Origin of the sequence: Burkholderia sp. BCC1985, assembly GCF_905339915.1 — a bacterium.
Lineage (GTDB): Bacteria > Pseudomonadota > Gammaproteobacteria > Burkholderiales > Burkholderiaceae > Burkholderia.
Window position 1 is genome coordinate 172,088 of the sequence record NZ_CAJPGY010000007.1, and the last position, 23,829, is coordinate 195,916.

The 23,829-nt window shown below is 61.0% G+C and carries 27 protein-coding genes and 1 tRNA gene; 5 read left to right on the plus strand and 23 right to left on the minus strand.

The features are described from left to right. Nucleotides 1-129 precede the first annotated feature (129 nt). Entirely contained in the window at nt 130-873 is a 744-nt protein-coding gene (locus tag U4Z31_RS09350) for a DUF695 domain-containing protein (RefSeq protein WP_044845048.1), read from the plus strand. A gap of 418 nt (nt 874-1,291) precedes the next feature. On the opposite strand, the gene U4Z31_RS09355 is transcribed toward U4Z31_RS09350, so the two are convergent. Together U4Z31_RS09355 and U4Z31_RS09360 are read right to left on the minus strand one after the other, a co-directional pair. Next, on the minus strand, nt 1,292-2,068 hold the full coding sequence (locus tag U4Z31_RS09355; protein ID WP_321810050.1) for a hypothetical protein: 777 nt from the start codon (nt 2,066-2,068) through the stop codon (nt 1,292-1,294). 36 nt (nt 2,069-2,104) lie between these two features. Continuing rightward, entirely contained in the window at nt 2,105-2,521 is a 417-nt protein-coding gene (locus U4Z31_RS09360; RefSeq protein ID WP_321810051.1) for a hypothetical protein, read from the minus strand. Between the two features lie 326 nt (nt 2,522-2,847). Between U4Z31_RS09360 and U4Z31_RS09365 the strand changes: the two genes are divergently transcribed. Next, a complete protein-coding gene (locus tag U4Z31_RS09365) occupies nt 2,848-3,312 on the plus strand; it encodes a plasmid fertility inhibition factor family protein (RefSeq protein ID WP_321810142.1) in 465 nt (154 codons plus the stop codon). Between the two features lie 19 nt (nt 3,313-3,331). Here the strand turns inward: U4Z31_RS09365 and U4Z31_RS09370 are convergent, their stop codons facing one another. The 3 genes from U4Z31_RS09370 to dusA form a co-directional block, all read right to left on the minus strand. Next, on the minus strand, nt 3,332-3,892 hold the full coding sequence (locus tag U4Z31_RS09370) for a GNAT family N-acetyltransferase (protein ID WP_044845052.1): 561 nt from the start codon (nt 3,890-3,892) through the stop codon (nt 3,332-3,334). Nucleotides 3,893-4,466: 574 nt separating this feature from the next. Beyond that, nucleotides 4,467-4,542, minus strand: a tRNA-His gene (locus tag U4Z31_RS09375). 59 nt (nt 4,543-4,601) lie between these two features. Further along, entirely contained in the window at nt 4,602-5,645 is a 1,044-nt protein-coding gene (dusA, locus tag U4Z31_RS09380) for a tRNA dihydrouridine(20/20a) synthase DusA (protein WP_321810052.1), read from the minus strand. 117 nt (nt 5,646-5,762) lie between these two features. Here dusA and U4Z31_RS09385 point away from each other — a divergent pair, with 117 nt between their 5' ends. Continuing rightward, nucleotides 5,763-6,842: a tyrosine-type recombinase/integrase gene (locus U4Z31_RS09385; protein WP_321810053.1), complete on the plus strand. Its 1,080-nt coding sequence runs from the start codon at nt 5,763-5,765 to the stop codon at nt 6,840-6,842. 4 nt (nt 6,843-6,846) lie between these two features. On the opposite strand, the gene U4Z31_RS09390 is transcribed toward U4Z31_RS09385, so the two are convergent. Continuing rightward, entirely contained in the window at nt 6,847-7,533 is a 687-nt protein-coding gene (locus tag U4Z31_RS09390; RefSeq protein WP_321810054.1) for an SOS response-associated peptidase family protein, read from the minus strand. An 80-nt stretch (nt 7,534-7,613) separates the two neighbouring features. Here U4Z31_RS09390 and U4Z31_RS09395 point away from each other — a divergent pair, with 80 nt between their 5' ends. After that, nucleotides 7,614-8,069: a hypothetical protein gene (locus U4Z31_RS09395; protein WP_321810055.1), complete on the plus strand. Its 456-nt coding sequence runs from the start codon at nt 7,614-7,616 to the stop codon at nt 8,067-8,069. A gap of 110 nt (nt 8,070-8,179) precedes the next feature. Here U4Z31_RS09395 and U4Z31_RS09400 read toward each other — a convergent pair whose 3' ends face one another. Genes U4Z31_RS09400 through U4Z31_RS09410 form a run of 3 tightly spaced genes read right to left on the minus strand, consistent with a single transcriptional unit; the run spans nt 8,180 to nt 9,529 of the window. Next, the gene (locus U4Z31_RS09400; RefSeq protein ID WP_321810056.1) at nt 8,180-8,764 is read right to left on the minus strand and encodes a hypothetical protein; all 585 of its coding nucleotides are present in this window, start codon (nt 8,762-8,764) and stop codon (nt 8,180-8,182) included. Continuing rightward, a complete protein-coding gene (locus tag U4Z31_RS09405) occupies nt 8,761-9,243 on the minus strand; it encodes a glycoside hydrolase family 108 protein (RefSeq protein WP_321810057.1) in 483 nt (160 codons plus the stop codon). The genes U4Z31_RS09400 and U4Z31_RS09405 overlap by 4 nt, the downstream gene beginning before the upstream one ends. A gap of 1 nt (nt 9,244) precedes the next feature. Next, nucleotides 9,245-9,529 (minus strand): holin, encoded by a 285-nt coding sequence (locus U4Z31_RS09410; RefSeq protein WP_321810058.1) that lies wholly within the window; start codon nt 9,527-9,529, stop codon nt 9,245-9,247. 125 nt (nt 9,530-9,654) lie between these two features. Here U4Z31_RS09410 and U4Z31_RS09415 point away from each other — a divergent pair, with 125 nt between their 5' ends. Beyond that, entirely contained in the window at nt 9,655-9,882 is a 228-nt protein-coding gene (locus U4Z31_RS09415; RefSeq protein WP_321810059.1) for a hypothetical protein, read from the plus strand. A 50-nt stretch (nt 9,883-9,932) separates the two neighbouring features. Here U4Z31_RS09415 and U4Z31_RS09420 read toward each other — a convergent pair whose 3' ends face one another. The 14 genes from U4Z31_RS09420 to U4Z31_RS09485 form a co-directional block, all read right to left on the minus strand. Then, nucleotides 9,933-10,949, minus strand: coding sequence for a hypothetical protein (locus U4Z31_RS09420; protein WP_321810060.1), 1,017 nt, complete (start codon nt 10,947-10,949; stop codon nt 9,933-9,935). A 1-nt stretch (nt 10,950) separates the two neighbouring features. Further along, a complete protein-coding gene (locus U4Z31_RS09425; protein WP_321810061.1) occupies nt 10,951-13,128 on the minus strand; it encodes a hypothetical protein in 2,178 nt (725 codons plus the stop codon). Between the two features lie 24 nt (nt 13,129-13,152). Further along, complete coding sequence (locus U4Z31_RS09430) at nt 13,153-13,908, minus strand: hypothetical protein (protein WP_321810062.1); 756 nt, start codon at nt 13,906-13,908, stop codon at nt 13,153-13,155. A gap of 14 nt (nt 13,909-13,922) precedes the next feature. After that, nucleotides 13,923-14,486, minus strand: a complete 564-nt coding sequence (locus U4Z31_RS09435; protein WP_415750277.1) for a YmfQ family protein — start codon at nt 14,484-14,486, stop codon at nt 13,923-13,925. Nucleotides 14,487-14,585: 99 nt separating this feature from the next. Next, nucleotides 14,586-15,749: a baseplate J/gp47 family protein gene (locus U4Z31_RS09440; protein WP_321810064.1), complete on the minus strand. Its 1,164-nt coding sequence runs from the start codon at nt 15,747-15,749 to the stop codon at nt 14,586-14,588. A gap of 1 nt (nt 15,750) precedes the next feature. After that, on the minus strand, nt 15,751-16,197 hold the full coding sequence (locus U4Z31_RS09445) for a phage GP46 family protein (protein WP_321810065.1): 447 nt from the start codon (nt 16,195-16,197) through the stop codon (nt 15,751-15,753). Between the two features lie 3 nt (nt 16,198-16,200). Beyond that, entirely contained in the window at nt 16,201-16,764 is a 564-nt protein-coding gene (locus U4Z31_RS09450; protein ID WP_321810066.1) for a phage baseplate assembly protein V, read from the minus strand. Next, nucleotides 16,764-17,906 (minus strand): phage baseplate assembly protein, encoded by a 1,143-nt coding sequence (locus U4Z31_RS09455; RefSeq protein WP_321810067.1) that lies wholly within the window; start codon nt 17,904-17,906, stop codon nt 16,764-16,766. The genes U4Z31_RS09450 and U4Z31_RS09455 overlap by 1 nt, the downstream gene beginning before the upstream one ends. Beyond that, nucleotides 17,906-19,555: a phage tail tip lysozyme gene (locus U4Z31_RS09460; protein WP_321810068.1), complete on the minus strand. Its 1,650-nt coding sequence runs from the start codon at nt 19,553-19,555 to the stop codon at nt 17,906-17,908. Before U4Z31_RS09460 ends, U4Z31_RS09455 begins: the two co-directional genes overlap by 1 nt. A gap of 15 nt (nt 19,556-19,570) precedes the next feature. Continuing rightward, nucleotides 19,571-20,995, minus strand: coding sequence for a DNA circularization protein (locus U4Z31_RS09465; protein ID WP_321810069.1), 1,425 nt, complete (start codon nt 20,993-20,995; stop codon nt 19,571-19,573). A gap of 163 nt (nt 20,996-21,158) precedes the next feature. Next, nucleotides 21,159-21,719: a phage tail assembly protein gene (locus tag U4Z31_RS09470; RefSeq protein ID WP_321810070.1), complete on the minus strand. Its 561-nt coding sequence runs from the start codon at nt 21,717-21,719 to the stop codon at nt 21,159-21,161. Nucleotides 21,720-21,722: 3 nt separating this feature from the next. Continuing rightward, on the minus strand, nt 21,723-22,097 hold the full coding sequence (locus tag U4Z31_RS09475) for a phage tail tube protein (RefSeq protein WP_321810071.1): 375 nt from the start codon (nt 22,095-22,097) through the stop codon (nt 21,723-21,725). A 63-nt stretch (nt 22,098-22,160) separates the two neighbouring features. Next, nucleotides 22,161-23,651 (minus strand): phage tail sheath subtilisin-like domain-containing protein, encoded by a 1,491-nt coding sequence (locus U4Z31_RS09480; RefSeq protein ID WP_321810072.1) that lies wholly within the window; start codon nt 23,649-23,651, stop codon nt 22,161-22,163. Next, nucleotides 23,648-23,827 (minus strand): DUF2635 domain-containing protein, encoded by a 180-nt coding sequence (locus U4Z31_RS09485; protein WP_321810073.1) that lies wholly within the window; start codon nt 23,825-23,827, stop codon nt 23,648-23,650. Before U4Z31_RS09485 ends, U4Z31_RS09480 begins: the two co-directional genes overlap by 4 nt. Nucleotides 23,828-23,829 lie beyond the last annotated feature (2 nt).

A 23,829-nucleotide genomic window follows, 5' to 3' on the forward strand; every position in this document is an offset into this window, starting at 1 on the left:
GCGTTCGATCGCCACCGGACCCGCCGGACGCGCGATCACCCAGGCACGCAGCTTCGGCCAACGCGATTTTCGATGATACATTGGGACGCTTTGCAACCGTCAACAGACAATCGTGCACGGGAGAAACACATGACCGACGCCTGGGGAACCTTCCCTGCCAGAATGGGCGACCATCAGGCCTTCATCAGCTTCAATCACGGCTTTGCGGAAATCGCCGAAAGCGACCCGCGCACGTCGCTGCTCAGCGTGCGCGTCACGCTTGCGCATCCGACGCCCGACGGCCTGCCGAGCGGTGACGAATTCGCCGATCTCACGAAGATCGAGGATCTGCTGGACGCCGCGGTGACCGCGAAAAACGGCGTGCAGGTCGGCCGCATCACGGTCGACGGCAACCAGGATTTCCTGTTCTACGTGCCGTTCGACGAAGCAGCCGCGGGCGAGATCGTCGACTCGCTGGCCGAACAGACGACCTACGCACTTCAGTACGCCTATCAGGACGATCCGGACAAGGAAACGTACTGGCGCACGCTCTACCCGACCGACGACGACTGGCAACTGATGCGCGACATGCGCGTGCTCGAGGCGCTGCGGCAGAAAGGCGACGTGAGCGACGTGAGCCGGCGCGTGATGCACTGGGCCTACTTCCCGGACCCCAGCGACGCGCACCAGTTCGCCGACTGGGCCGAGTCGAAAGGCTATCTGGTCGAATCGGTCGCGCCCACCGAGGACGGCAAATCGGCCGTGCGGTTCGCGCACGAAGGTACGACGGTGCTGGCCGACATCACGCACCATACACTCGAGATCAATCGCGAGGTGCACTCGCTCGGCGGCGAATACGATGGCTGGGAAACCAGCGTCGAGCAGGCAGGCTGATTGCGCTGACACGCGCGTGACGCGCGATCGGTCCGTGGCGGGTTCGGGATCAAAAGCATCCCGGCGGCGCAACCGCGTACCGCCGGGATCCAGGCATCGCCGGCCGCAACCGGCGATCGGCCCCAAGCGATCGCTCACGCACGAGGAATGCGATTCATGCGGATCAGGCGAACGGATGCCGGGACGCGAAACGTCGTCTGCCGAACGCCTGTCCGGTTCCGCCGACGCGGCTTGCATGCGTCGTGCGGCCAAAAAGCCCCCGCTCCTGCGCGAGCGAGCGGGGTAACGGTTGACCGGGCCGGGGTAGAACGGTCAACCGGCCAGATTGTCATCGTGGCCCGTGCAACCGTCTGTGCGGCAACTCACCCTTTCAACCGGAAAGGCCACACGCGCCGGCACCGCATGCGGCACGTCGCGGTCAGCGCGCGACGCCGGCGAGTGGCGCGGCGACCACGACGATCACCGGGAACAACACGACAGCCCCGATCATCATCACGCCGTCGGCCGCCAGCGTGACCGGCGTCGCAAGCACGCGAGCGGCCTTGTCGCCCTTCGTCAGGCGATCGTCGACCTCGATCGTGTAGGTATGGGAAAACGACGACCACGTCTTGCCCTGCTCAAACCCGTCGGTCCGATAGCGCGAACCGCTCAGCGCGCCTTCCATGCTCAGCTCGCCTTGACGGGACGTCGTAAAGCCGTCCGCCTGCGCACGCGCCCAATCGTCGTCCGTCATGCCGGCGCGGGAAAGCACGAGCCGGTATTCGCCCGAGATCTTGCTGCCCTGCGCGACGAATCCATGGAGCGCCGCCTGGATCGACTTCCGGTAGGACGAAGCCAGCACGGCGCCGAGATGCGCGGGCATGTCGAAGATGTAGTGATACTGGTTGCCGAGCACGACGAATTTCTTGCCGTCCTCGCTGACGAGGAATCGATCGACCGTCTCTTCGTATCGGCCGTTTTCGAACAGCATCGCGGTACATCCTGCCAGACTGGTGGCAGCGACGATCGCGCCGGCGGTCAGCAGCGTTCTTCTTTTCATGTTTCGAGTCCGGATTTTTTGATTTATATCGGCGATTTTTAAATCGCGCGCCAGTCTCCGGTATCGCGCATGCATCGTCAAAGCGGCGTGATGCCGCTTTCCGTGAATCCGCGCTTTTCTTTCCGGATTTTCGTGAAACGACGTTTCACGATCCAACCCACTCTTTCTGGATGGAACGGTGCAAATCCGACGCTACGCCGGGCCGTCCGTGAACCATTCCGCAATCATGTCGATCCAGTCGAGATCGCTGGCGATTTCGACGACGACGTCGCTGATGGTTTCTTCGACTGAAGAATCGCTGGCGACCGCACTGGCGGTACCGGCGGCAGCACCTGCTGCGACCACCTTCGCTGCGGGGATTTCGACGAGCGGCGCGCCCCGCGGGCTGACCAGCTGCTCCAGCCAGTCGACGATACTGGCGCGCGCGTCGTCCTCGTCGGCGAAGTCGGTGCGCTTCAGAAAACGGTCGAACACGACCCACGCGAGCGTCTTGCTTCGGGAAACGGAATCCAGTTGCCATTCGGTCACGGCGACCCGCCCCGTTTCCCGGGTTTCGAGCGTCGCTGTGAAGTGGTAATCGAGATATTCGATCTCAAGTTCAGGCGACATGATTTTCTGCGGCCACTCCGCTCTCTCGGTTCTTATCGATGTGCCACGCCAGTCCGGTTTCACGCGCCGCGTGAATCTTGTGTGAATTCCGGACCGCGCGTCATGCAGACACGCAGTATCGCGATATTCTCACAAGCTGTCGACCGCGACTGAAAATGCATGGCCGCACCCGTCCAGTAACCGATACCCGTTATGTGATCGATTCCACGCCGCGTTCTTTCGCGCATGATGCCGCCCGCTCGATTCCGGGTATCCGCCTGCTCCGCGGCCGCAGCCGCGCTGCTACACTCCCGCCACAAAAAACGCTTGCCCCACCTCAGGAAACAATGACAGTCGCTCGGGCACAACATGACGGCGTCGATGTCTGGATCATCCAGCTTCCGGGACACCCCGCCTATGCCTATACACATCTCAAGCGGGTATTCGCGTCCGACGACTCGCGGCATCGCGTCGTGACGGTCGACCTGGCGAAGCTGCTCGCGTGCGCCGATCGCGACACGACCGACTATGTGCTGCCGTCGGTTCAATACTGGGCGCCCGGCAAGGCCGCCGGCATCCGCGATTTCCTCGATCCGGCCGAAGCCCGGATTCCCGACATGCCGTTCATCACGTTTCGCGAGACGAGAACGCGGACGCTGCTTGGCCTTCCGGGCCTGTCGAAAGTCGGCATCGCGTCGTTCCGGAACGGTCAGCATCGCGCGCGCTATCTGGCATTTGCAGGGGCAACGAGCCTGCCTGTCGAAGTGCATGAAACCGAGGCAGATTTGCTCATGCGGTATTGCGGCGAGTAGCGGACGCGCCGCTTCATCTTCAGCGGCATCGATCGTGCAGCGTGCAGCCTTGGGGTTCGGTGCCGGCATCGATCACGTAGATCCGGTCGGCGACCTCCGTGCGGCCGATGAAGCTGGTTTCGACGCCTGCCAACCGCCAGCCGTTATGCTCGTAGAAGCCGATCGCGCGAACGTTGCCGTCGAGTACCGAAAGATGAACCTTGTCCTCGCCGATATGGCGGGCCCATGCGCGAACGGCTTCGATCATGCGCTTGCCGGTACCGCTTCCGTGATGCGCGGGATGCACATGAAGGCAATCGAGCAGGACGCCGCGCGCCGGATCGACCGGCCTTTCGGCGCTGACGAAACCGACCGGCGCCCCGTCGGACTCGGCGATCAGCACGAGGCCCCACTCCGCTTCGGCGCGGTCGAAATAGTTTCGCCACCGCGTCGCGTGCTCCGTCGGCACCTCATCGGCGAGATAGGCCGCCGGCAGGATATGGCTATAGGCGTTCTGCCAGCTCAGCGTGTGCAAGCGAGCGATGTGTTCCGCGTCGTGTGGTGTCGCGTTGCGCAGCGTGATGGTGCGGTTTTCCGGCATGCGAGGGTCGCTCTCGTTGTGCGATGGAGGCAGGGAAAGTGTAGCAATCGCGACGTTTCAGCGGCGGGTTGCATAGGGAATCGTGTGCGGCAGTGCGCGTCATGCCGTGGTAATCGCGTAGTTCACCGTGACGCCTGCCGCTTTCTCCAGTTCCTCGACAGCAGCGCCGCCAAAAAAAATGTCCCGACGCCTTCCGGGGCGTCGGGACCGAACGGCCCTGCAAAGCTAAGGGCACGAGGAATCGATACATTACATGAATGTAAGACTATTAAGCATTGGCGGCTCGTGCCAAGTCATTGGTTTAATCCGCCAATCTGCGAGACGATGAGCGAAGCCGGTCGCCGCTTCGCTTCGCGGGCTCATGAGCAGCGGCCGCTTGATGGATCGGCCACGCGCGAGTGACGTGACTCGGCACGCAGTCCCAGTATCGGAACGGCTTTCGTCGGCTGACGCGAAATGGATGAATGGCGAGCAGAACGCTCTGGAAATGGCGCGGCTCGAATCGATGCAATCGCATCGAATTTTCCGCACAAAACAAAACAGGCGCCGAAGCGCCTGTTTTGTTTGAGAATTTTGGGGTGGCTGATGGGACTCGAACCCACGACAACAGGAATCACAATCCTGGACTCTACCAACTGAGCTACAGCCACCACTGATACTGCTTTGTTTCTTCGCTGTTTCGTTTCGTGTTCAGCAGCGAAGAACAAGATTATACGAAGACTTTTCCGTCTTGCAAAGCATTTTTTTCAAAAATTTCTTCGGCGTCGTTCAGATGCGTGCGCGCCTCGTCGAACACGGCCAGATCGCCGCGCGCGAGCTTCTTGTTGTCGGACAGCACACGACGCCAGCCGCGCGCACCCGCGACGCCACGATAGAGCCCGAGAGCATGCCGCACGATCGCGCCGAGATACGTGCCGCGCTTCAGTTCCGCCGCGCAGTATTCGATCAGTTTCGCCTCGGCCTCTTCGCGCGTCGGCACCGCCGCAGTCGACCCGTAGAAGCGCGCATCGACACCCGCGAGTACATACGGGTTGTGATAAGCCTCGCGGCCGAGCATCACGCCGTCCACGTGCTCGAGATGCTGCGCGACTTCGTCGAGCGTCTTGATCCCGCCGTTGATCACGATCTCCAGCGACGGGAAATCGCGCTTCAGTTGATACGCATAGTCGTACTTGAGCGGCGGGATCTCGCGGTTCTCCTTCGGCGACAGCCCCTTCAGGATCGCATTGCGCGCGTGCACCACGAACGTTTCGCAGCCAGCCTCCGCCACCGTGCCGACGAAGTCCCGCACGAACGCATAATCCTCGACCGCGTCGACACCGATCCGGTGCTTGACCGTGACCGGCACCGACACCGCATCGCGCATCGCCTTCACGCAGTCGGCAACGAGTTGCGGCTCGTTCATCAGGCACGCGCCGAACGCACCGCGCTGCACGCGCTCGGACGGACAGCCGCAATTCAGGTTGATCTCGTCGTAGCCCCACTGCTCGCCGAGTTTCGCGGCGCGCGCGAGATCGTCCCGTTCGCTGCCGCCCAGTTGCAGCGCGACCGGCGATTCGTTCGGCGTGAACGCGAGATGCCGCTGGGCGTCGCCGAACAGCAGCGCGCCCGTCGTGATCATTTCCGTATACAGCCACGTGTCGCGCGTCAGCGTGCGATGGAACGACCGGCAATGACGGTCAGTCCAGTCGAGCATCGGGGCCACCGAAACTCGCCTACCCTTTGATTTGATTGAATTTTCCTGTTGATTCATAGCTTTACCGCCTGTTTCCGACTGCCGTATCTGCGTGTTTCCGAAGGGCTCAAACGGTATCTTTACGGAGAAGTGCTACGATGTAGCTCCGATTTTTGCCGTGTAGCACTGGGAACCATGGGAACGATCACGCCGAGAAAACGTAAGGACGGAACTATAGCGTACACCGTCCAGATCCGCCGAAAAGAGAATGGGAAGGTGGTCTACACGGAGGCCAAGACCTTCGATCGGGAGCCCGCTGCGCGCGCATGGCGGGACAAGCGCGAGCGCGAGCTCGATCAGCCCGGGGCGCTCGAGTCGGCTAAGCAGGAAGATCCGCCACTGGCGGATGTGATCGACCGATATGTGAGGGAGGACAAGAAGGGAATCGGCCGCACCAAAACGCAGGTGCTGAACTCGATCAAGGCTGCGCAGATCGGCGTCCGGAAGTGCTCGACGCTCAAGAGCCCCGACTATGTTGATTTCGCACGCAGCCTGAACGTGCAACCGCAGACGGTGAGCAACTACATGTCGCACCTAGCGGCCGTAGTACGCGTCGCGCGCCCGGCGTGGGGCTATCCGCTCGACGAGAAGGAGCTCGACGATGCGCTCGTCGTGCTCAGGAAGCTCGGGATGACGGATCGGTCACGGAACCGAGACCGCCGGCCGACGCCCGAAGAGCTCAATCGGATCCTCACCTACTACACCGAGATGGAGGAACGCGGCCGCGCGGTCATTCCGATGCGCGAGATCATCGTCTACGCGATGTTCTCAACGCGGCGACAGGAGGAAATCACGCGCATCCGCATCGAGGACTTCGAGGGCGACCGGCAGCTCGTGCGCGACATGAAGCATCCGGGCCAGAAGAAGGGAAACGACACCTGGTGCGACGTGCCTCCGGAGGCCGCGCGAATCGTCGATGCAGTGCGCCCTGCTTCGGGCCCGATCTTCCCGTACAACCACCGATCGATCAGCGACAGCTTCACCGACGCCTGCGCCTTCCTCGGCATCGAAGACCTGAAGTTCCACGATCTGCGCCACGAGGGCACATCGCGCCTGTTCGAGATGGGCTGGAATATCCCGCACGTGGCGGCCGTCACCGGGCACCGCAGCTGGATCTCGCTGAAACGCTACACGCATCTGCGCCATAGCGGCGACCGTTGGGCCGGTTGGGAATGGCTCGATCGCCTCGCGCCTCGAGCCGGCGACGCTGGGTGACCACCTAGGCAAGGTCCGCGGTCACGGGCTCGGCCGCCATGTCGTCGGCCGGGTAAAGCTGCAGCATCGCGCGCGCGGCCTCGACGTTCGACGTCGTGAGCCACTCTTCCCAGTCTTCCGGTCGCAGGATCACGACAGACCGCTTCTCGTCGCCTGGCCGGTGCATGTGCTTCATGACGGGGTGCTCGTCGCCGTTGACCGTGATCATCGCCATTGCGTGCTGGACAGTGCCGTCCGGCCCCTTCAGCGTGCGCCAGATGCCCGCAACGCAGAGCTGGCGCCAGCCGGCGAGGCCGATCCGGTACCGCACGTGCTTCCCGGTTTCCCAGTTCGGCTCATAGATCCACTCGGCAGGAATCAGGCAGCGCTGACTGCCTCGCCACGCCGGCCCGTACAGAGGCGACTTGCCGAGGTTGTCGTCGCGCACGTTCATCGTGCTCCGGACGATCGGCGGCTTGCGGCCCTGCTCCTTCGCCTTCTCGACGCTCGCCTTCTGCAGGGCACGCGGCCAGAAACCGAAGCCGGCCGTGAGCGCCTCGAATCGCCCGTCGACGTGCGCGACAATCGGCGCGAGGTAGTCCTGGTAGATCTCGGGCTTCCACGGCGTGCGGCGGTACAGCTCGCCGAAACTGTCGATCCGCAGCTCGCTGAGCCCGGATTCCTCGCCTGGTGCGCGATAGTTCGTGCACATTGGGGTCCCCCATTTTCGTTCTTGACGGGACCATCTTACATCGCGATACACTGTATGGCCATACAGTATTATATCGCATCATGAAACCGCGCTGGGCCTACATCTGGGAGTACACGGACCTCGAATCAGGCGAGCGCCGGCGGACTTACGCCCCCGTCACGGCTGGCGAGTTCTTCCAGATGACGGGACAATTCCCCGACGAGTCGAATGCCCGAGCGATCGAAGACACGAAGATCGATCGTAACGTAGTTGGGTATGTCGACCCGCATCTGCGACGTGTGCGCCGAATGCCAGAATTTTCCGCACCGAACGATACCGAGCTGCGCGAGCTGTGGCGCACGCATCAGGATCCCGAGATTCGGCGCCTGATCCTCGAAATCGTGACGCTCCGCAAGTCGCTGGAAAAGATCATGGGATGGTGGAACGCCGCGGCTGAAGCGGGGAACGACCGGGGCGTTCTTGGCGGCCCGTTCGGGCATTTCCAAACGCTCTACCACCTGTTACTGGATGAGATGCGGCGCGCCGGAATGATGTGACTGCCTATGCGGCCATCAGGTCGGCGCCGATCACGCGACCGTAGACGACATGGTTCGCCCAGTCCTGCGGGCTCGTGAGCTTGTCGATGGAATTGATCCAGGGCATCGCATTACCCCCGGTTGTCGGTGGAGATCACCGGATTCGCCTGCATCTTCCCGCGGAAGTAGCTGGCGATCCCGAGCACCGGCGCCATTGTCGCCATCACGGCCGCCTCGGCACCGAGCATCCCCGGAATGTCCGTGAGCACCTTCGGATCGGCGCGCAGAAACATGACGCCGAGATACGCGCACGCGACCGTCAGCCCAGAGATCAGCGCGAGCACGCCGAAGCAGAAGCCAACGAACGGACGCCACGAATACGTCGGCCAGTGGTCGGACCGCGCTTCGATCTGCATCGTCTGGTTGACCGCCGATGCGTTCGCCGTGTCCGCGACCAGCTCGGCTTTCGTCACGTCCGCAGCGATCTGCGCGAGCCGCGCCTGCTGCTCGAGCACGGCTTTCTGGAACTGCAGCGCGAGATTCGGATCGGCCTGCAGCGCCGCGAGCGCGGCATCCGGCGCGGACTGTCCTGTAACGGCCTGCGCGACGCCGACGACCTTCGCCGCGGCGTCCTCGGCCTTCGAGCCGCCGAGCCAGCCGGCAATCATCGGCGCGAACTGAGCGAGCGCCATCGCAATCGGGATCAGGGGCATCATGCAGCTCCTTTCGTGAGGTTGGCGGCAATCCGCCGCGTCCAGCCTTTGCCGAACGTCGGCCAGGTCGCCAGCGACGTGAAATAGATCAGGCGCAGTGCATTCCAGCGCAGCACGAAGCGCAGCGGGTCGGTCGCCTGTACTGCGGCGATCGTCTGCGGCCCGAGCACGCCGTCGACGTGCGCGCCGGCGGCGCCCTGCATCCAGATCACCGGATGGCCGCCGTTGTAATTTGCGTCGAAGATCTGGAATGCGACGCGCGGATCGAACTGGTCGAGGTGCAGCGGATCCCAATACAGGCGCTTGGCGATCGCCTTCGCGGTATCGCGCGGCAGGTCGCGCATCGCCCCGGTGTAGCTTGCCGCGCGCGCGACGCGGGCCGTGACACCCCACATCGTCTCGCCGCCCGGGTCCTTCGGATTGTTCGAATAACCGCCCTCGTTGCCGATCAGGGCGTCGAACGCATCGTCGAAGCTGCTCACGTCAATCCCTCCCAATGACTGCCTTCGCCTTCCGGCGCAGCAGGATTTCGATGTACTGCGAGCCGACGATCCCGAGCGCGCTGCCGATGCCGAGCAGCGCGAGCGGATCGAGATGCGGGATCTGCAGCAGCGCGACGCCGGCAACCATCGAGGTGGCGGAGCCGAGCAGTGCGCGGCCGACGATTACGCGAAATGTGAGCTGCTCGCTGCTGACGAGCAGTTTTGCGATACCGATGAGAGCGCCCATGATAATTAGCTCCAGAAACGTCTTCTCGTGCTCTTGCATTCCGCCTCCCCGGAAATGAAAAAGCCGCCCAAAGGCGGCTTATATGTCCGATTTCTACCGGCAGACCGGCGGAAATCGGTAATTGATAGCCGATACGATACGCAAATTCACCGGGAGTCCACTCCATGACAACGATGCTGCGTCAGATTCTCAACTGGTTTCGCGAACTGAAGCGCGAGTTGGATACTCCTGTTCCTGGCATCACTGCAGAGGAGGCGCGCGTCGACAAGCTCGCATACGCTGCATGGGAACGCGGCGACACGGCAAACCCCTTTCCCCGCGGGACGCCACGCCATGAGATTTGGCAACAGCGCAGGGACTTCTACGAGTGGTCGGACAAAGCAGTTTGGTAGCAGTGAAAAAGCCGCCCGGCGGCGGCTATAGCTCGAGGGAGGGATCTCCCTCAGAATCCGCCCCACCCATTCGACGTGGCGATGGCCTGCAATGCAGGGTAGACGTAAGTGTCGAGGTCTGACTGACTCAGGACACTCGCGTAAATGAGCGAAGCGAAAATCTGACCCGGAGCCGAAAACGACGCGGTCGTATCGTAGCTATGCCCGATACGCAGATTCGACGTGCCCCCCACCACCCCGCTCGCCTTAGTTGCATTGGCGAAATAGGACCCGGTGCCCACACCGGCTTTACGCCAATAGGCGGTTGAGGCTATGGCTGAATGGGTGGTGGCGTACATCGACAACGTACTAGCCGGGAGATTGCCACCAGCAGCGCCAGTGGTAGCACTGGCCGTACCATCGTTGGTATAAGCCTTGGAGCCGCCTGCCGTCGTCGCATCAGAAATGATGTATGCGCCTTGCGCTCCATAGTCGGACAGCAGAGGCAGGTTGCTTCCCGAGGTGCCGACCAGAGCAATGCTCGCCACGGTGATGCCGCTGCCTGCCGCCGCCACCTGCTGAGCGGAGAACGGCAATTGCAGGTAGTGCGCCGGATCGACCATCATCGAATTGGCGCCGATCGTTGCCGAAGAGATCGCGATAGGCGCGCCCGAACTGCCTGCCGTCTGCGAAATGGCGACGGTATAGGTCCCGGTGCCCCCGGTGCCCGTGCCATTGGCGGTAATCATCGTGTTCGCGCTGATACCGGGGCCAGTGACGATCTGCCCCTGCGTCAATGAGCCAGCGGCAACGGCAGTGATGGTGAGTGTGGTACCCGAGATATAGCCGGTCGCAGAAACCGCGACCTCACCCGACGGGGTTATGAGTGAAGCGTGTCGGCCGGCTCCCGATTTGTCGCGGACATACTGGGCGCCGGTCACCGCATTCGTCTTCAGCGAGCCAATGGCGCTGCCCGGCAGATAGGCTGCATAGAGGGTTTGGTACGGGTCGGGGAGCGCCACAAATTTCCCCAAAGGCCCCATCGCACCCAGATTCGAGCCGGGGATAATAGTTCCAAGAACGCTCATGTCAGCTCACCTTTCGCTCGAAGATTGGCGCCCACATATACATGGGCTTGTTGATGCCGCTGGGGTCGAAAATCAGCGATGAAGTGTCACGCAAGCAGGTCACCCCCTTGTAACCGTTGCCGATAAAGCCGCATTGGACGAAGCCAATTTTCCCGCTGGCGGGAGTGATAACCACCTTGTTCGGCTCGATGATGCGAGGAGCTGCGGATTGCGTCAGCGCGTTCCGATACGTATCGAGGATCGTGAAGCCGTAGTTTCCGGGGTCAGCGTTGAAGCTCGTATCCCACGCAAGCTGCAGACCGGCACGCACCGGAAAAGTCAGGATTACGTCTGAGCCGAAGCGCTCGATGCGCGTGGGCGAAAGTGGCGCCAGCTTCACCTTGTCGATCAGCATGCGTTTGAGGAACAGGCCGAAATAGCCACCCTGCCAACGCTGACTTGTGTTGATGAGGTGGATGTTGTCCGTGTAGTAGGTCATGAAGTGGATGGGAAACATCGCCATCCACTGCTGCTCACGGCTCAATTCTTCTTGAGCCATGGCAATGGTCGGGACAGTCTTGCCGGCCGCCAAATGTGTCATGGTCTGGGCCATGATCATCGGCAATGGGCGCTTGTTGCCGGTCGCGCCCTGCGCCCACGATGTCATGGCTGAGAGCATCGCAATTTGCCCGGCCTTCCACTGCTCCTTTGGCGTGCCGGCGTTATAGTCCGCCTCGCCTTGCGAGTGGATCGCGCCCACTGGCGCATAGGACAGGCCGGCGGCCAATGCATTGGCCGCACCATACGTGATGTTGTTCTGCCAATCGGTCCAATAAGTGCCCCCAGGAGACAATGCTGCCTGAGATTGGCCACCCATCGCCGGATCGGATCCCAGCATTTTCCACTGGCCGCTCTGCGTCAGATCAACGCCGTTTTCGGCCAGTAGCAATTGGGCGATCATGTCGACACATCCCGACAGCGGCGTTTCCCCCGAAGAGTTACGGCCACTCGAATTTTCGACCATCGCCGAAAACGTCGTGCCGTACATGGTGCTTACGGTGCTTCCACCGTCGCTAGGCCGCACGCCTCCGACAAACATCTTCGCGTAGGAACGGGTGACGGTACTGATCGCCGGAGTGGCGTGATCACCCTCCATCAGGCTTTGGCCATAGCCGATGATGTGGTTGACGTCGGCTATGAAGTCGGCAGCTGAATAATCGGGAGGGAGCTGGCTTTGCGTATAGGCGAGCTGATCCTGCATAGCTTCGATCACCGGATGCTCGACCTGCGTCTGGCTGGTGATCTTGATCGCATTGGCCGACTGATCCTGCAGCACATTCGACGGGTGCCCTGTGCTGGATTGTCCGAAAACCGCACCTACGAGCTGTGCTACAGCATATGCAGCCTGATCCCGAATGGCGTCAATATCGGGGTGCTCAATCAGCTCGGCGCTGATCCGGCAGATGAGGTTGCCGGCCTGGTCGGCAATCGAAACAGATCGGCGCCCGGCAACCGATTGGATTAGCGCGGCGGTGACGAGCGATGTCTGCGTCGAGCCGAACGGCGCCGTCGCCAACGTGCCGCTGTTGTTGCCCCATGCAAGCAGTTGTGACCCGTCGCTCGATGGTGCCGCAAATACGCGATTCACCGGAATCGTTCCGACGGTCGCAGTCGGGACAGTAGCTCCAGTCAACCCACCAGAAGGGAAGGACAGCGTAGGGGCAACGTTGCTTGTCGAAATCCCAGGATTGGTGATTGCATATCCAGCCAGAGTACCGCCTGACCCAATGGTATAGGACCATTGGAATCCCGCAGGACCGCCTGAAACGCCGCCGGCATATGTTCCAGGCGTGCCGCCCGAGCCCGTTCCCACACCACCAGAAATCGCGGTGACCTCGTAAGGAAGAGCGGCTGGCACCGAGCCCAATACGTTTTGAATGCCAATGCTGGCAAAGGCCTGGGCTGCGCTTATGGCTGCCGCATTCGCGTTGGCGGAGGACGCGGATACGTTCGCCTGCGTCTTTGCAATAGCGTCTGTCGCGTTGATCTGTCCGACGATCGAGGGGAGCGACAGAACCTGCTCACCACTCGTCGTCGTGTATGACGTTCCGGGCGCACCGTTGACGAACGTATCAATTCGGGACGCATTTTGTTGGAACAACTGGTTGACGGCTGGCAGCTGATCAGGAGGCGTGCTCATATTTATCGTAGGCTCGAGGTTTGGTTAGGCGCCGGTGTACTGCACGAAGCAAAGTGCGTAGTACGGAGGCCGAATATCGATCGACTGGCCTCCGCCCGTGTCCTCCACCGTGATCCCGGTGGACGCGGGATTGACAGTGAGTCCCGTGGACACCGCTGATGTCGTATAGGTATCCGCACTACCCAAGTTGTACGGTCCATTGCCCTGCCCATACGTTGTGTCGACTACGCCAACACGCCCGATAGTGACCGTATGGTCGTGCGGATTCTCCGTAGTCGCGTGGCCGTGAGGATCCTCGTGCACGGAGTGGTTGTGCGGCGGCAGCTGATTCACGCTCAGCGTAACCTCAGCATTGCCACCCGTCGCACCAACCGCGTACGTTCCGCCGGCGCCGACGACAAACTTGTCGGCCAAATTGATCGTCCCATTCTGACCGTCGGCCAGATGCCACCCAGGTCCAAAACGGGCCGGAATGCCTGCGACAGAGCCAGCCCATATCTTGATGTCGCCCGGCTTGGGGCCGGCGGCAGCCATAACGGCGGCCGAGATCATATTCTCGATCGCAAGCGCCAACTGATTCTGCTTCGTCTTGTCGGGCGACACGTCGCCGGCCGAAAGAACGTTAAGCATCTCCATCATCACCGTGTTCATGAATTCGGATCTCAGAACGGTGCGCGGCTCGCTCGTCTGCGGGTCGCCATCGGTGAAGAAACCCGGCGTTCCCGCGGCAGAAATTGCCGGCATCGCCGCCGCCGTGGTCGGATCGTCGTATTGGTACATCGATTATCCTGAGGTCAGAGAGGCTGCAGTGCAGCGGGAAGCTGCACGTTCACGATTTGATCGAGAAGACTGGCGCCGTTCGGGTCCAGCATCCAATAGAGCATTGCTGAATCTGCAAATTGAACGACGGTATGCGCAGGCGCCAATGTCTGGAATTCACATTCGAGTACTGCGTTGCCCCAGTACTGTTCTGCACCAGGCGTGTCATTGAACGGGATCCAGACAGTCCAAACGTGGGCCCATTCAGAACCGCCGATCGGGTCGCCCATGCCCGAATACCCCATCCCGAAGGGTGCTTGCTGTTCGATGATGATCGAACAACCAATCAGCTCGGCTTGGCCGTAGTAGAAGGAAATCGACTGGCCGCCGCTATTCGCCAATCGCATAACAACTTGCGCTTGGCGGTTCGCAACCGTCGGCGATTCGCCAGCGCATGGATCAGGTAACCCGAGCGTTTCCTCCCACTCCGGAAGCAACTCATAGGCGGATCCAGGGAATGCATCGACCAGCAAGTAGTTGGCGCGGGCTGTCTGGCGCTCATAGCTGGGCGCCAGACCTGACAACACCTGCGTTTGCACGGCGTCCGCCGCTCTAGGCCAAATTCGCCCACGCGGGAGCAAACCTTGCAACGCCCTCAGGAAGTCGGCTGCAGTGAAATTCGGTGCAAGCATGGGTCCTCAGACGTACGTCACTGCTGCCAAAACTGGAAGCTGGCCGATGCCGCTGGTGATATTTCCCGGATATGTCGTTGTTGTCGTACCAACTACGCCCTGAATCTGGTTTATCAGGAAGCCACTCGTACCAGCCACGGAGCGGATGGATGCTGAAATATCGTCGCGATTGACCGTCCCAGCCCTAGGATCACCATCCCGGAAGAACACGTCCGAAATCGCCGCGAATATCGCCTGCCGGGTTGCTGTCGTTGTGGATGCAAGTCCGCCAAGGGTGATCGTTATGCTGTTCGCAATAGGCGCACATGAATACACCAGAGCCGTCACCGGCTGAACGGCAACGATCGCATCTGCGACGACCAGTTGATCCCCCGATGCAACGACTTCTCTAGGAACGCCACCGGGCCCTTGGTCGTACTGAGAAACGCCGTTGGTGCCTTGCGGGAATCCTCCATGCGCAGCCTCAGCCGTGTCCCACATTGTGTAGAGCACCACCGTTCCAGCACCAAACCCATTCGGCGCACACCAGGCACGAGTCACACCTGGAACGTCGGTTGCCCACTTCACGTAATCGCGCGAATCGCCGCCCTGCGGCGTATTCTGATAGGCCTCAAGCATGCGGCCACGCAAACTGTCGTTCGACTCAATATCGTCGCCGGCAGACACATTGCCGGTAATCGTGCCGCTCGTCTGAATGCCGCTTACTGCGGCTCCGAGTGATACGGCCGTGCCAATGTCAGCATTGCCTGACGAGCCGGCAACGTCAGCTACGATCGTCACCGAAACCGTTCCGCCGGTGCCGACGGTTCCAGTCGTCGATGCAGTATATGAAACGCCGTCCCCGCGAACGACAGGCGTCCCTGAACTCAAAACTGAGCCCGGTGCGCCCTGGAACTGTGCCGTAAGTTGCGCCTGAGATGCGACCTTCCGATATACCTTCTTCAGTGCGGCCCATCCCTCCAGATACTCGTCCTCTGCGGTAAACGGGACCGCCATCTTGGCGATCCAGTCCAAGTAGCCGTAGTGCATGTTCGACATCCCGGCTTGTACTTTGCCGATGACCCGCAGCACCGCCATCCGGAGCAGCGCGTCGGCACCTTGAAGGGATGACGAAATGTCGGCCGCCACCTCCGACATCAAAGTGGAAAGCGTTTTTCTTTGGAATGGCATGTCAGGAGAGCTGTTTCCAGGCCCATGCGTACGTCATGGAGATTTGCGAGCCATTGGGTTGATATAGGACTATCTGCGCACCGAGAAACGTGTCACGCACCCACTGCGTCTGCGCGTCGATGCTGGCCACCACGCCATCGTCGGCGAGCCATTGCAGGGCCTCGAGGATGTAATCGCGTGCATTGCTCAGCACTTCCTGCGTTTGCTTTGAGCGATCGAGCAACCACAGGCGGGAGCCTATTGGCTTGTCCTCGCCAATATCGCCCCACCACCCGCGAGGATCTCCGGACCCATCTGGAATCGCGTCATCCGGATTGGCAGCGCGATCCGTGAAGAGACTGATAAGGACTGCGCTAGGTAAATCATTGCCAGTGACGAGCGCGGGCGAGACGAACTCCCAATCACCGCGGCTATTGTCAACGTCCCAAATAACGGTGATGTCGGGCATGTCTTACTCCAGCTGATTCGGAACATTCGACGTACGCGTATCGCCGCCGCCTTGCACATTCACGACATCGTGCGTATGCGTGTTAGCAATCTCCCGCATACCGGCCATCGTCCGCGTGTTCGATTCGCAGTTGTCGAGCACGTCCCCCTTCACCTTAAGCAATGGCGTGTCCGCAAACACCTCCGGTGTATTCGTCAGCGTGATCGGCTTTCCGCCACCATTCACGACGATCCCGGCAGCAGACAGATAGACCGACTGCCCCTTGTCGTCATGGATTGCGACCTCGCCGGTCGCCAGTCCGGTCAATCGAAATTTCGCGTTCGACGTCGCGATCACGATTCCATCGTTGCGATCGCCATTCTTCGACCCGACGATCGCTTGCGATCCTGCTGGCGGGTTAGATACGTACCCATATTCGGCAAACCGCGGGAGGTCCGGAAGAAGTTCAAGCCCGTTTACGCGGACCTGCAGCATCTGCACCGGCTTCTTGTCGTCGACCAGCGCGATGGTCCCTCGCGCCAACATCAACAACACGCGGCGCGCAAGCTTGTTGAGATCGCCCAGCATCACCGCTCCGTAGGGGTCTGCGTCGATTCGTCCATCGGCAGCGTATCGATCGCTACTGGCTCAGGCAGGAAACCCTGTCGCGGCCCGAATACCAACTCGGCATGCGTTCCGTTCTCGTTGAGGATGTACGTGACCGCCGCAAGCAGAAGCATCGTTCCATCGGGCACCCCGACAGCGGGTGCCGACACCGGGTAATTGATGTTTGGGGTCCACGGAGCACCATCGGCGTCGCGCCAGTTGTCCGCCAGCACACGTACGCGTCGAGAGCGACCATATGAGCGCGACGCCATCCAGTTGACGCGCTTCTCGATAAACCGAGGATCCGTCGCGCTGAGCTCCGCGACGAAATACGTGGGCCGGAGCCGATTCGTTGTGCTTTTTGCGATCACTGTGACAGCCGGCAGGTTCGTAACGCCTTCGTCTTCGGTGCCCATGCTGTATGCGCTGAGGACCGCATTGAAGGTGCTGAACGTGCCAAGCGTCGTCTTCGTGCACGTGATCGCCTCGATGTTTTCGCCGAGCGCGACACCCGAGTCGCCCTGCTCATTCCCGGCGATCGAGATCGTCAGCTCGCCCCTTGCGCTCTCGAAGATCAAGACCCCGCAATAGCGGGCATACCGCTCGATCACTTCCCACGCTGTCTCGGTGATGCTTACAAGCTGACGCGGAAGCGACGGGACTTGGTCGAGAATCGCTTGCGTGCCGTTGTCAGGCACAACCACACTTACCGAATACGGCTCGACGATCGCCTTGCATAGCGCAACAAGCGACGTATTCGGGTTGATCTTGTCGATCCGGCACGAGCAATCGACAAGATCGGCCAGCTTTCCGCGCCCCGAAATGACGATGTCATGCGTGCGCGGGGTAAAAATCGATTCGACAGTCTCGACATACCCCGTCAACACGACGTCATCTCCAATCGAGATCGTAATCGGCGCCCCCTCCCGCGATACCAACTTCAGCGTGTTTGCGTCGGACGAGCACGTAAGGACGAAAAACGAGGTCGCCACCTCGATCGACCGCGTGATGCGAACAGCCTTCCACCCCGTCAGCATCAAACCGTCCTGCGTCAGCAAGACGCGCACTTCATCCGCCGCAGGCTTCGGGCCCGCGGCGTCGACGATACGGTCTGCATTCGGCATCAGAAACTACCAGGTGAATATGCGTATTGATCGCCCAAGGGCGCTTGCTGACGGTCCGTCTTCATATCGGTTTCAACGTTCGACGTCGACGTTACGTTTGCGCTCGTCCCGGCTGGCGGATTCTTGTGGACGATCTCGATCCGAACCTTCCCTGGTTCGGCACCGGCCGCGGCCGGCTGCATACTTTCGCTTTGATCTGCGCCAGAGTTCTGGCTGACACCGGTCGAGCCGTCGGCTCTTCCATACAATGGCGGGACTCGCACTTCCGCCAGCTGCGCATCAAGACCTTGAGCGATCGCCGCTCGACGCGCGTCCTCTTCAGGATTGCCGTGCCTCTCATACAGCGTTGAGATTCGCATCGCCGCGGTCGCGGCATCGGACGACTGTGCCAACGCTCGGCCAGCGTTCGACTCGTGGTGCTGCAGCTCCCAGAGGGAGTAGTTGAGCTGCTCGTCGCGAGAAGCAAGGGCGAGTGGCCGTCCGAAATTCTGCTCGTAGATCTTCTGGCGCGCCTTGTCCCACTGGAAGAGGCCAACATGCCCCGTCTCATTTTCCGCGCGCTCGTTGAAGCTGCTCTCGCGATAGGCATTCGCCGCCATCCCGATCGCACGCTCACGCGAGAGGCCATGGTTGACATACCACTCGACCATCGACCGCGCATCCTCGAGTCGAGCGCCATTCCCTACGATGGTCTTCTCATTGAGTTGGGCCATCGTGTAGCGTCCGTTCCCCCGAAGTGCGTTCCCGAAGCGTTCGAATCCGTCCCAGAGCCGCTGCTCGGTGCTATCAGAGCCGTTCGGCTGCGATTGCGGTCGACCGCGGCCGGCCGACGCATCGAAGAAGAATTGAATCCCGTTCAACAGGGAATTCAGTGCCGGCTCCAACCCGCTCAATATGGTCGTCTTCAACCGGTCGTATGTGATGCCCAGCTTTGCCGAGGCATCTGCATACTCCCGTGCACGCTGAATATCCTGCTCGTTCGGAATGTACGCCTTAGCTGCCTGCAGATCAGCAGCCACTTGCGCCGGCCCGCGATTCAGAAAGTCGATCAGCGATCCTGCTCCTGCCGCGTTTAGGAAGTTCTGCGCTCCGCCGTACTTCCCTTGCTTCCGGAGCGACTCGGAATATGCCGCGAGCTTTTCCAGCACGGTCTCGATCGAATCCAGTCGAGCCGGATTGGTCGAGATACCTGCCGCCTGGAAGCGCTTCAGCGCCTCCGGGTTCCGATTGTTCAGCGCATCGCTGTAGGTTTGTCGGACCTGCTCGATGCCCCCGTTCGCCTGCTCGGGCGAGAGACCGGCCAAGCGCCCTGCATACTGCACGCCATATGCCGTCGTCGTCGGCAAGCCGGTTCGAATGCCGAGGTTGTTCATCGAGCGCACCGAAGACGCCCATTGCGACTCCAGTTGCGCAATCTTCATCGTCAGCGCCGTGACGCCACCGATGATCCCGGCCTTGCCGACGAAGCTTGCGATCTCGGAGATCGCTCCGCTGTTCGATGACAATCCGAGCGAGATCGTTCGCCCGAGGTTGCTCAGACCACCCTTCCTCGCCTGGGTCTGGAGCTTCGCCAGGCTGTTCTGAACCTGAGCGATCGGGCCAGACGCCTGATTCTTCGCGGTTATCGCGATCGAAATTCTGCTTGCCATAGAGCCGCTCGAAAATCAGTTCGAAAGGGCCTTGAAGGACGTCGGCATGAATGCCGGATGCACTGGATTCGCCTGCGCAACGAGTTCATCTGCTCGCGTCGGATCACGGTAGATCCGCGCAGCAAGAGCCAATGAAGGCATCGGCTCCGGAAATTCAAACGCTTCGATGGATGCCAGGCCGGCGCCACGCTTGTTCAGGTCGGCAACGACCGCGCCACGCAACGTCGACAGCGCGTCATAGGTCTCGTCTTCCCCGTTGTCGCCAGCGATCGTCATCTCTGCATCAATCATTCCCGTAACGAAATCGCGCACGCGCGCCGCATCGTCACTCGACGTCGGCTGATAGGAGGCAGATGCCTGGGCAACAGCGCCGATCGATGCACGACGGAACAGGGAGCTGCACGCCGTCTGCATGCTCCCCATTGCCGATCCAATGACTGAATTCGTCGTTACGGCCGATGGAGTAAACGTCGAGAGCGCTGATAGAAGCCGGATCGAATCACTCGGATCACTCGTCGCCGCCAAAACAGCGGTCGTTACCCCTTGAACAGCCGCGGTGAAGCCATCAATCGTTGAGGCACTGAAGTTACGCGCCGCAGAGTCCAGCACTGCAGCAGCCGAGCTCACATTCGCCCTGGCACTTGTCGCACTGTTAATCAGTGACTGCACCGTCTGCCCTGATTGAACGGGCGCACTAGGGCTTTTGCTAAACGTCGGGACGGTCGCGCTTCCGAAGAAGCGACCAAATTGACCCGGAAGGCTGAAAAGAAGCTGAAACAGATTTCGCGCGTCTCCGACGATACCGGTCGCAAAGTTGTACCAGCCTAAGGCCGTGTCCACGACGGAGCCAAGCACTGCGGCTCCATAGGAAATCGCATTCAATGCCGTCTTCGCAAAATCGATCGCCGCCGAAACGTTAAGCCCGGTCACGGCATTCAACACCGACTCGAGCGTAGCGGTCTGAGCTGTCGGATATGTGCGCTGGCCGCTCTCGACGAACTCGAAATGAAACTCGAAGTAGCGCCCAGCTTCCCAGCGCTCTATGCTCCGGAACCCGCCAATGTTCACGGTCAGGCGACCGAGCGTCGGATGCACCAGCTCACCATCGCCGATAGTCTCGACCGCAGCGATCATTACGTCGCGCTGTGCGATGACGTCATCACCGATCACGAATCCATACATGCGGATCCGACGCGCGCCGCGGCCGAGGTCTTCAATCCATGGCGTGTCGCGTTGCGGATACTCGTGCGTCTGATTACGGCGCCCAAACGACGATTCGCTTCCCAGCGATACGAACGGAACGCCACGATATGACGCCGGCCGAAGCTGTTCGAAATAGGACTGAGCAGATCCACCCAGACGCCCCGCAAGGGAAGACGCCAGATTGGAAATGCCCGATACCGTGCTCAGCACTGCACCAGCGGCGCCCCCAATGTTCATCCACTCACCCCAATTCGCTTGCCGAGGCGTCGCGCTCTTTCTATCCAGCGCAGGGTCTCGGTTTCAGTCATGTTCTCGACCGCATCCGGATCGAACCGCATCATATGTGTCAGTTCTGTAAGGCGGTCGTCCCACCACTCCGGAATCGAGACGCAATCGGCGATCAGTCGTCCGAGTCCGGTGACCGCCGAACCTGAAAACCGCTGAAGTAGGCGACCGCCTCGAGGAAGTCACGCGCACACATTGCACGCACCGAGCTTTTCGGAACCTTCCCGATCAGGCTGATCAGTGCCACCATGCGGGCGAATGGGCCGCCGGCAGACTCGGCTTTCCGCTTCTGCTGGTTCGTCGGCTCGCAGAGTGACAGCGAGGCCAGATTCAACGCGCTGTCTTCCCTGGTCAGCTGAACCGGCTTCGTCAACTGAATGATGATCTCGTCCGGACTACGCTCGGGATTGCGTGCGGCCTCATGTCCGAACGAAGCAATGAAATCTTCGGCCTCGTCGATCTGGCTGCCATACATCTGGTCGACGACATCAACGGGAACACCGCTCAGCATCGCGATCAACGCGATCGACGTGCCGTATACGCCTGCCGACCGCTCAGCGGTCTCGTACTCGCCGGCGAGAGGTTCGCGAAGCGTGATTTCGGTCACGACCTTCGTGTCATCACCTTTTCCGCAAGGAATCGGCTTGCGCAGGACGATGGTTTTCGTATCGCTCATCGGTTACTGCTCCGTGATCGCGCCTTGTAGGCCTTCCCAGCGGCACGTAAATTTCGCTTCCGTCGTGTCGACTTCCTGCGCTTCCACGGTCCACATGTTCCGGCCGATGACGGTTTTCCCGTTCGCGAGCTCCAGGACCAACGTGACGCTTCGCATCGCATTGAATGCTGCGAGGCTCAGGCCTCCCGAATCGCGAATCGACGCGCTGATGTACGGCGCCTTCGGCATTTCGCTGAAGCCGTGGACAGTGTCCTGCCCGGACTTGGATTCTCGCGTCACGGAGCCGACGTCGTACTTCAGCTCACCCTCGAGCTGATAGTTCACTCCGTCGGCGGTCAAATACGCGGTACCGGCAATGAGGCCCGTGTTGTTTGCCATTGAAGGCTCCCCACAAATGGAAACGCCGCCCCATCAGGGCGGCGCTGTGTGTTGACGATCCGATCAGGACTGACTGGTCGAAAGCCGGAACTGCGCCAGGAGCGCGAAGATTCGAAGCTGGTTGATCAACGTGCCAGGCCAGAGCACGTCGACGCGGTTCGGATTCGAGGCGTTCTGCTCGACGATGATCGATTGCGCGAAAATGTCACTGCCCTGGACGTACCCCTCGTACTCCATCGCGCGGTATTCCGCGATCTGGTCGGCCTTGATGATCTTCGGCGTCACAATCCCCGATCCAGGCGCGAATCGCGTCCCATCGGCCGCCAGCTTCACGCGCGCGTATTTCGACGCCACAAGCGTCCGCAAGCGCCGCAACACATATGCCAGCAGGAACAGCGTCTCGATCTCGAGGTAGCTGTTGTCCGGCTGGCCAAATGCGTTCGTCTGGTAGGTAGTGATCAGGTTCTCGATCGCCACCGTGCCGTCGTCGGCTACCGTGAAGGTCGAGATGCCGTCGTATAGCAGCGTGTTGCGCTGGTTCAGGTTGAAGCGCGATTGAAGCGGCGGCGCCGAAATCCCATTCAGCGCCACCGTCTGCATCGGAATGCCCGGATCCGCACGCACGCTCACCGCCGTGACTGCAGCGAGCGCCGACGCCCACTGCCATGCAGGCGTTGGGGAATCGTTGAACCCCATCACGGTCTCGTGCTGGTTGTTCCGCGCAGTGCCGAAGGTTGTGAGGTTCGCCCACGTCGCACGGTACGCGTAGAACGCATGCCCGAACACCTGCTGCTGCCAGCTCCACCGCCCGGTCGAATCGTTGAGGAACGATTTCAGCGCATCCATCGACGTCGTGTCAGTGAATGCACACGCGATGAAGTCGAACGGCATGTCGAGCAGGTTTCCGAGCGCCGTCGTCAACGCCGGGTTCGTCGTGCCACCCGACATCGGCGTGATCGTTGCCGCGAGACCGACCGGCAACACTTCACCACCGGTCGCACCTTGCTTGTTGAACCGGACGTCGATGTCGTTCCCGACAAGCCCTTTGTTGGCTGCCGTGAGGTTCACCGAGTTTGTCGACGCGACCGCAGTCGCCGGCATCGTCGGAATGGCGTTGATTGCAGCAGCCACAGCCGTCGCGATCTGGGCCGTCGTCATGCCCTGCGTCACCGCGACTGAGACAAGCTGGTCGGCAACGTAGAGAGCGATCGTCCCGTTCGCCGTAGGAGCAGATGTGAATGCGATCGAGCCAGCCGCAGCGACGGCGCCCGCAGCATCCGCCAGCGGCAGGCACCAGACTTCGCCAAACTGATCGTTCTGGCGATACGTGGCCGTCATCAGCGCGAGAACCGAATTCGCACCGAACTGCGCATTTGCGTCGCCGGTCCCCGCGGAAAGCAGCGGAACGTTCGCAGTCGCTGCACCGGTGGTCATCGGACCGATCAGGAGCGCACGCTGGTTCGTCACAGCGGTGTTTGCACGCGAGTTGTCAATCTCGGCGAAGAAAAGCGGCGTGCGGCCGTTCTGCGGAATCTGCTTGAAAGGGATAGTCATTGTTCGTCACCTCCGCCCACGGACGCCCCGTCAACTTGTTCGATCACGACGTCGCCGTCGTTGGCCGCACGCGTCCAGAAAATATCGCCATCCGGAACCTCAATGCCTTCGGGCGGCAGGAATTGCTTCGTCACCGGATGCCGCACTTTGAGGCCCGGTGCAGGTTTGACGATCATTC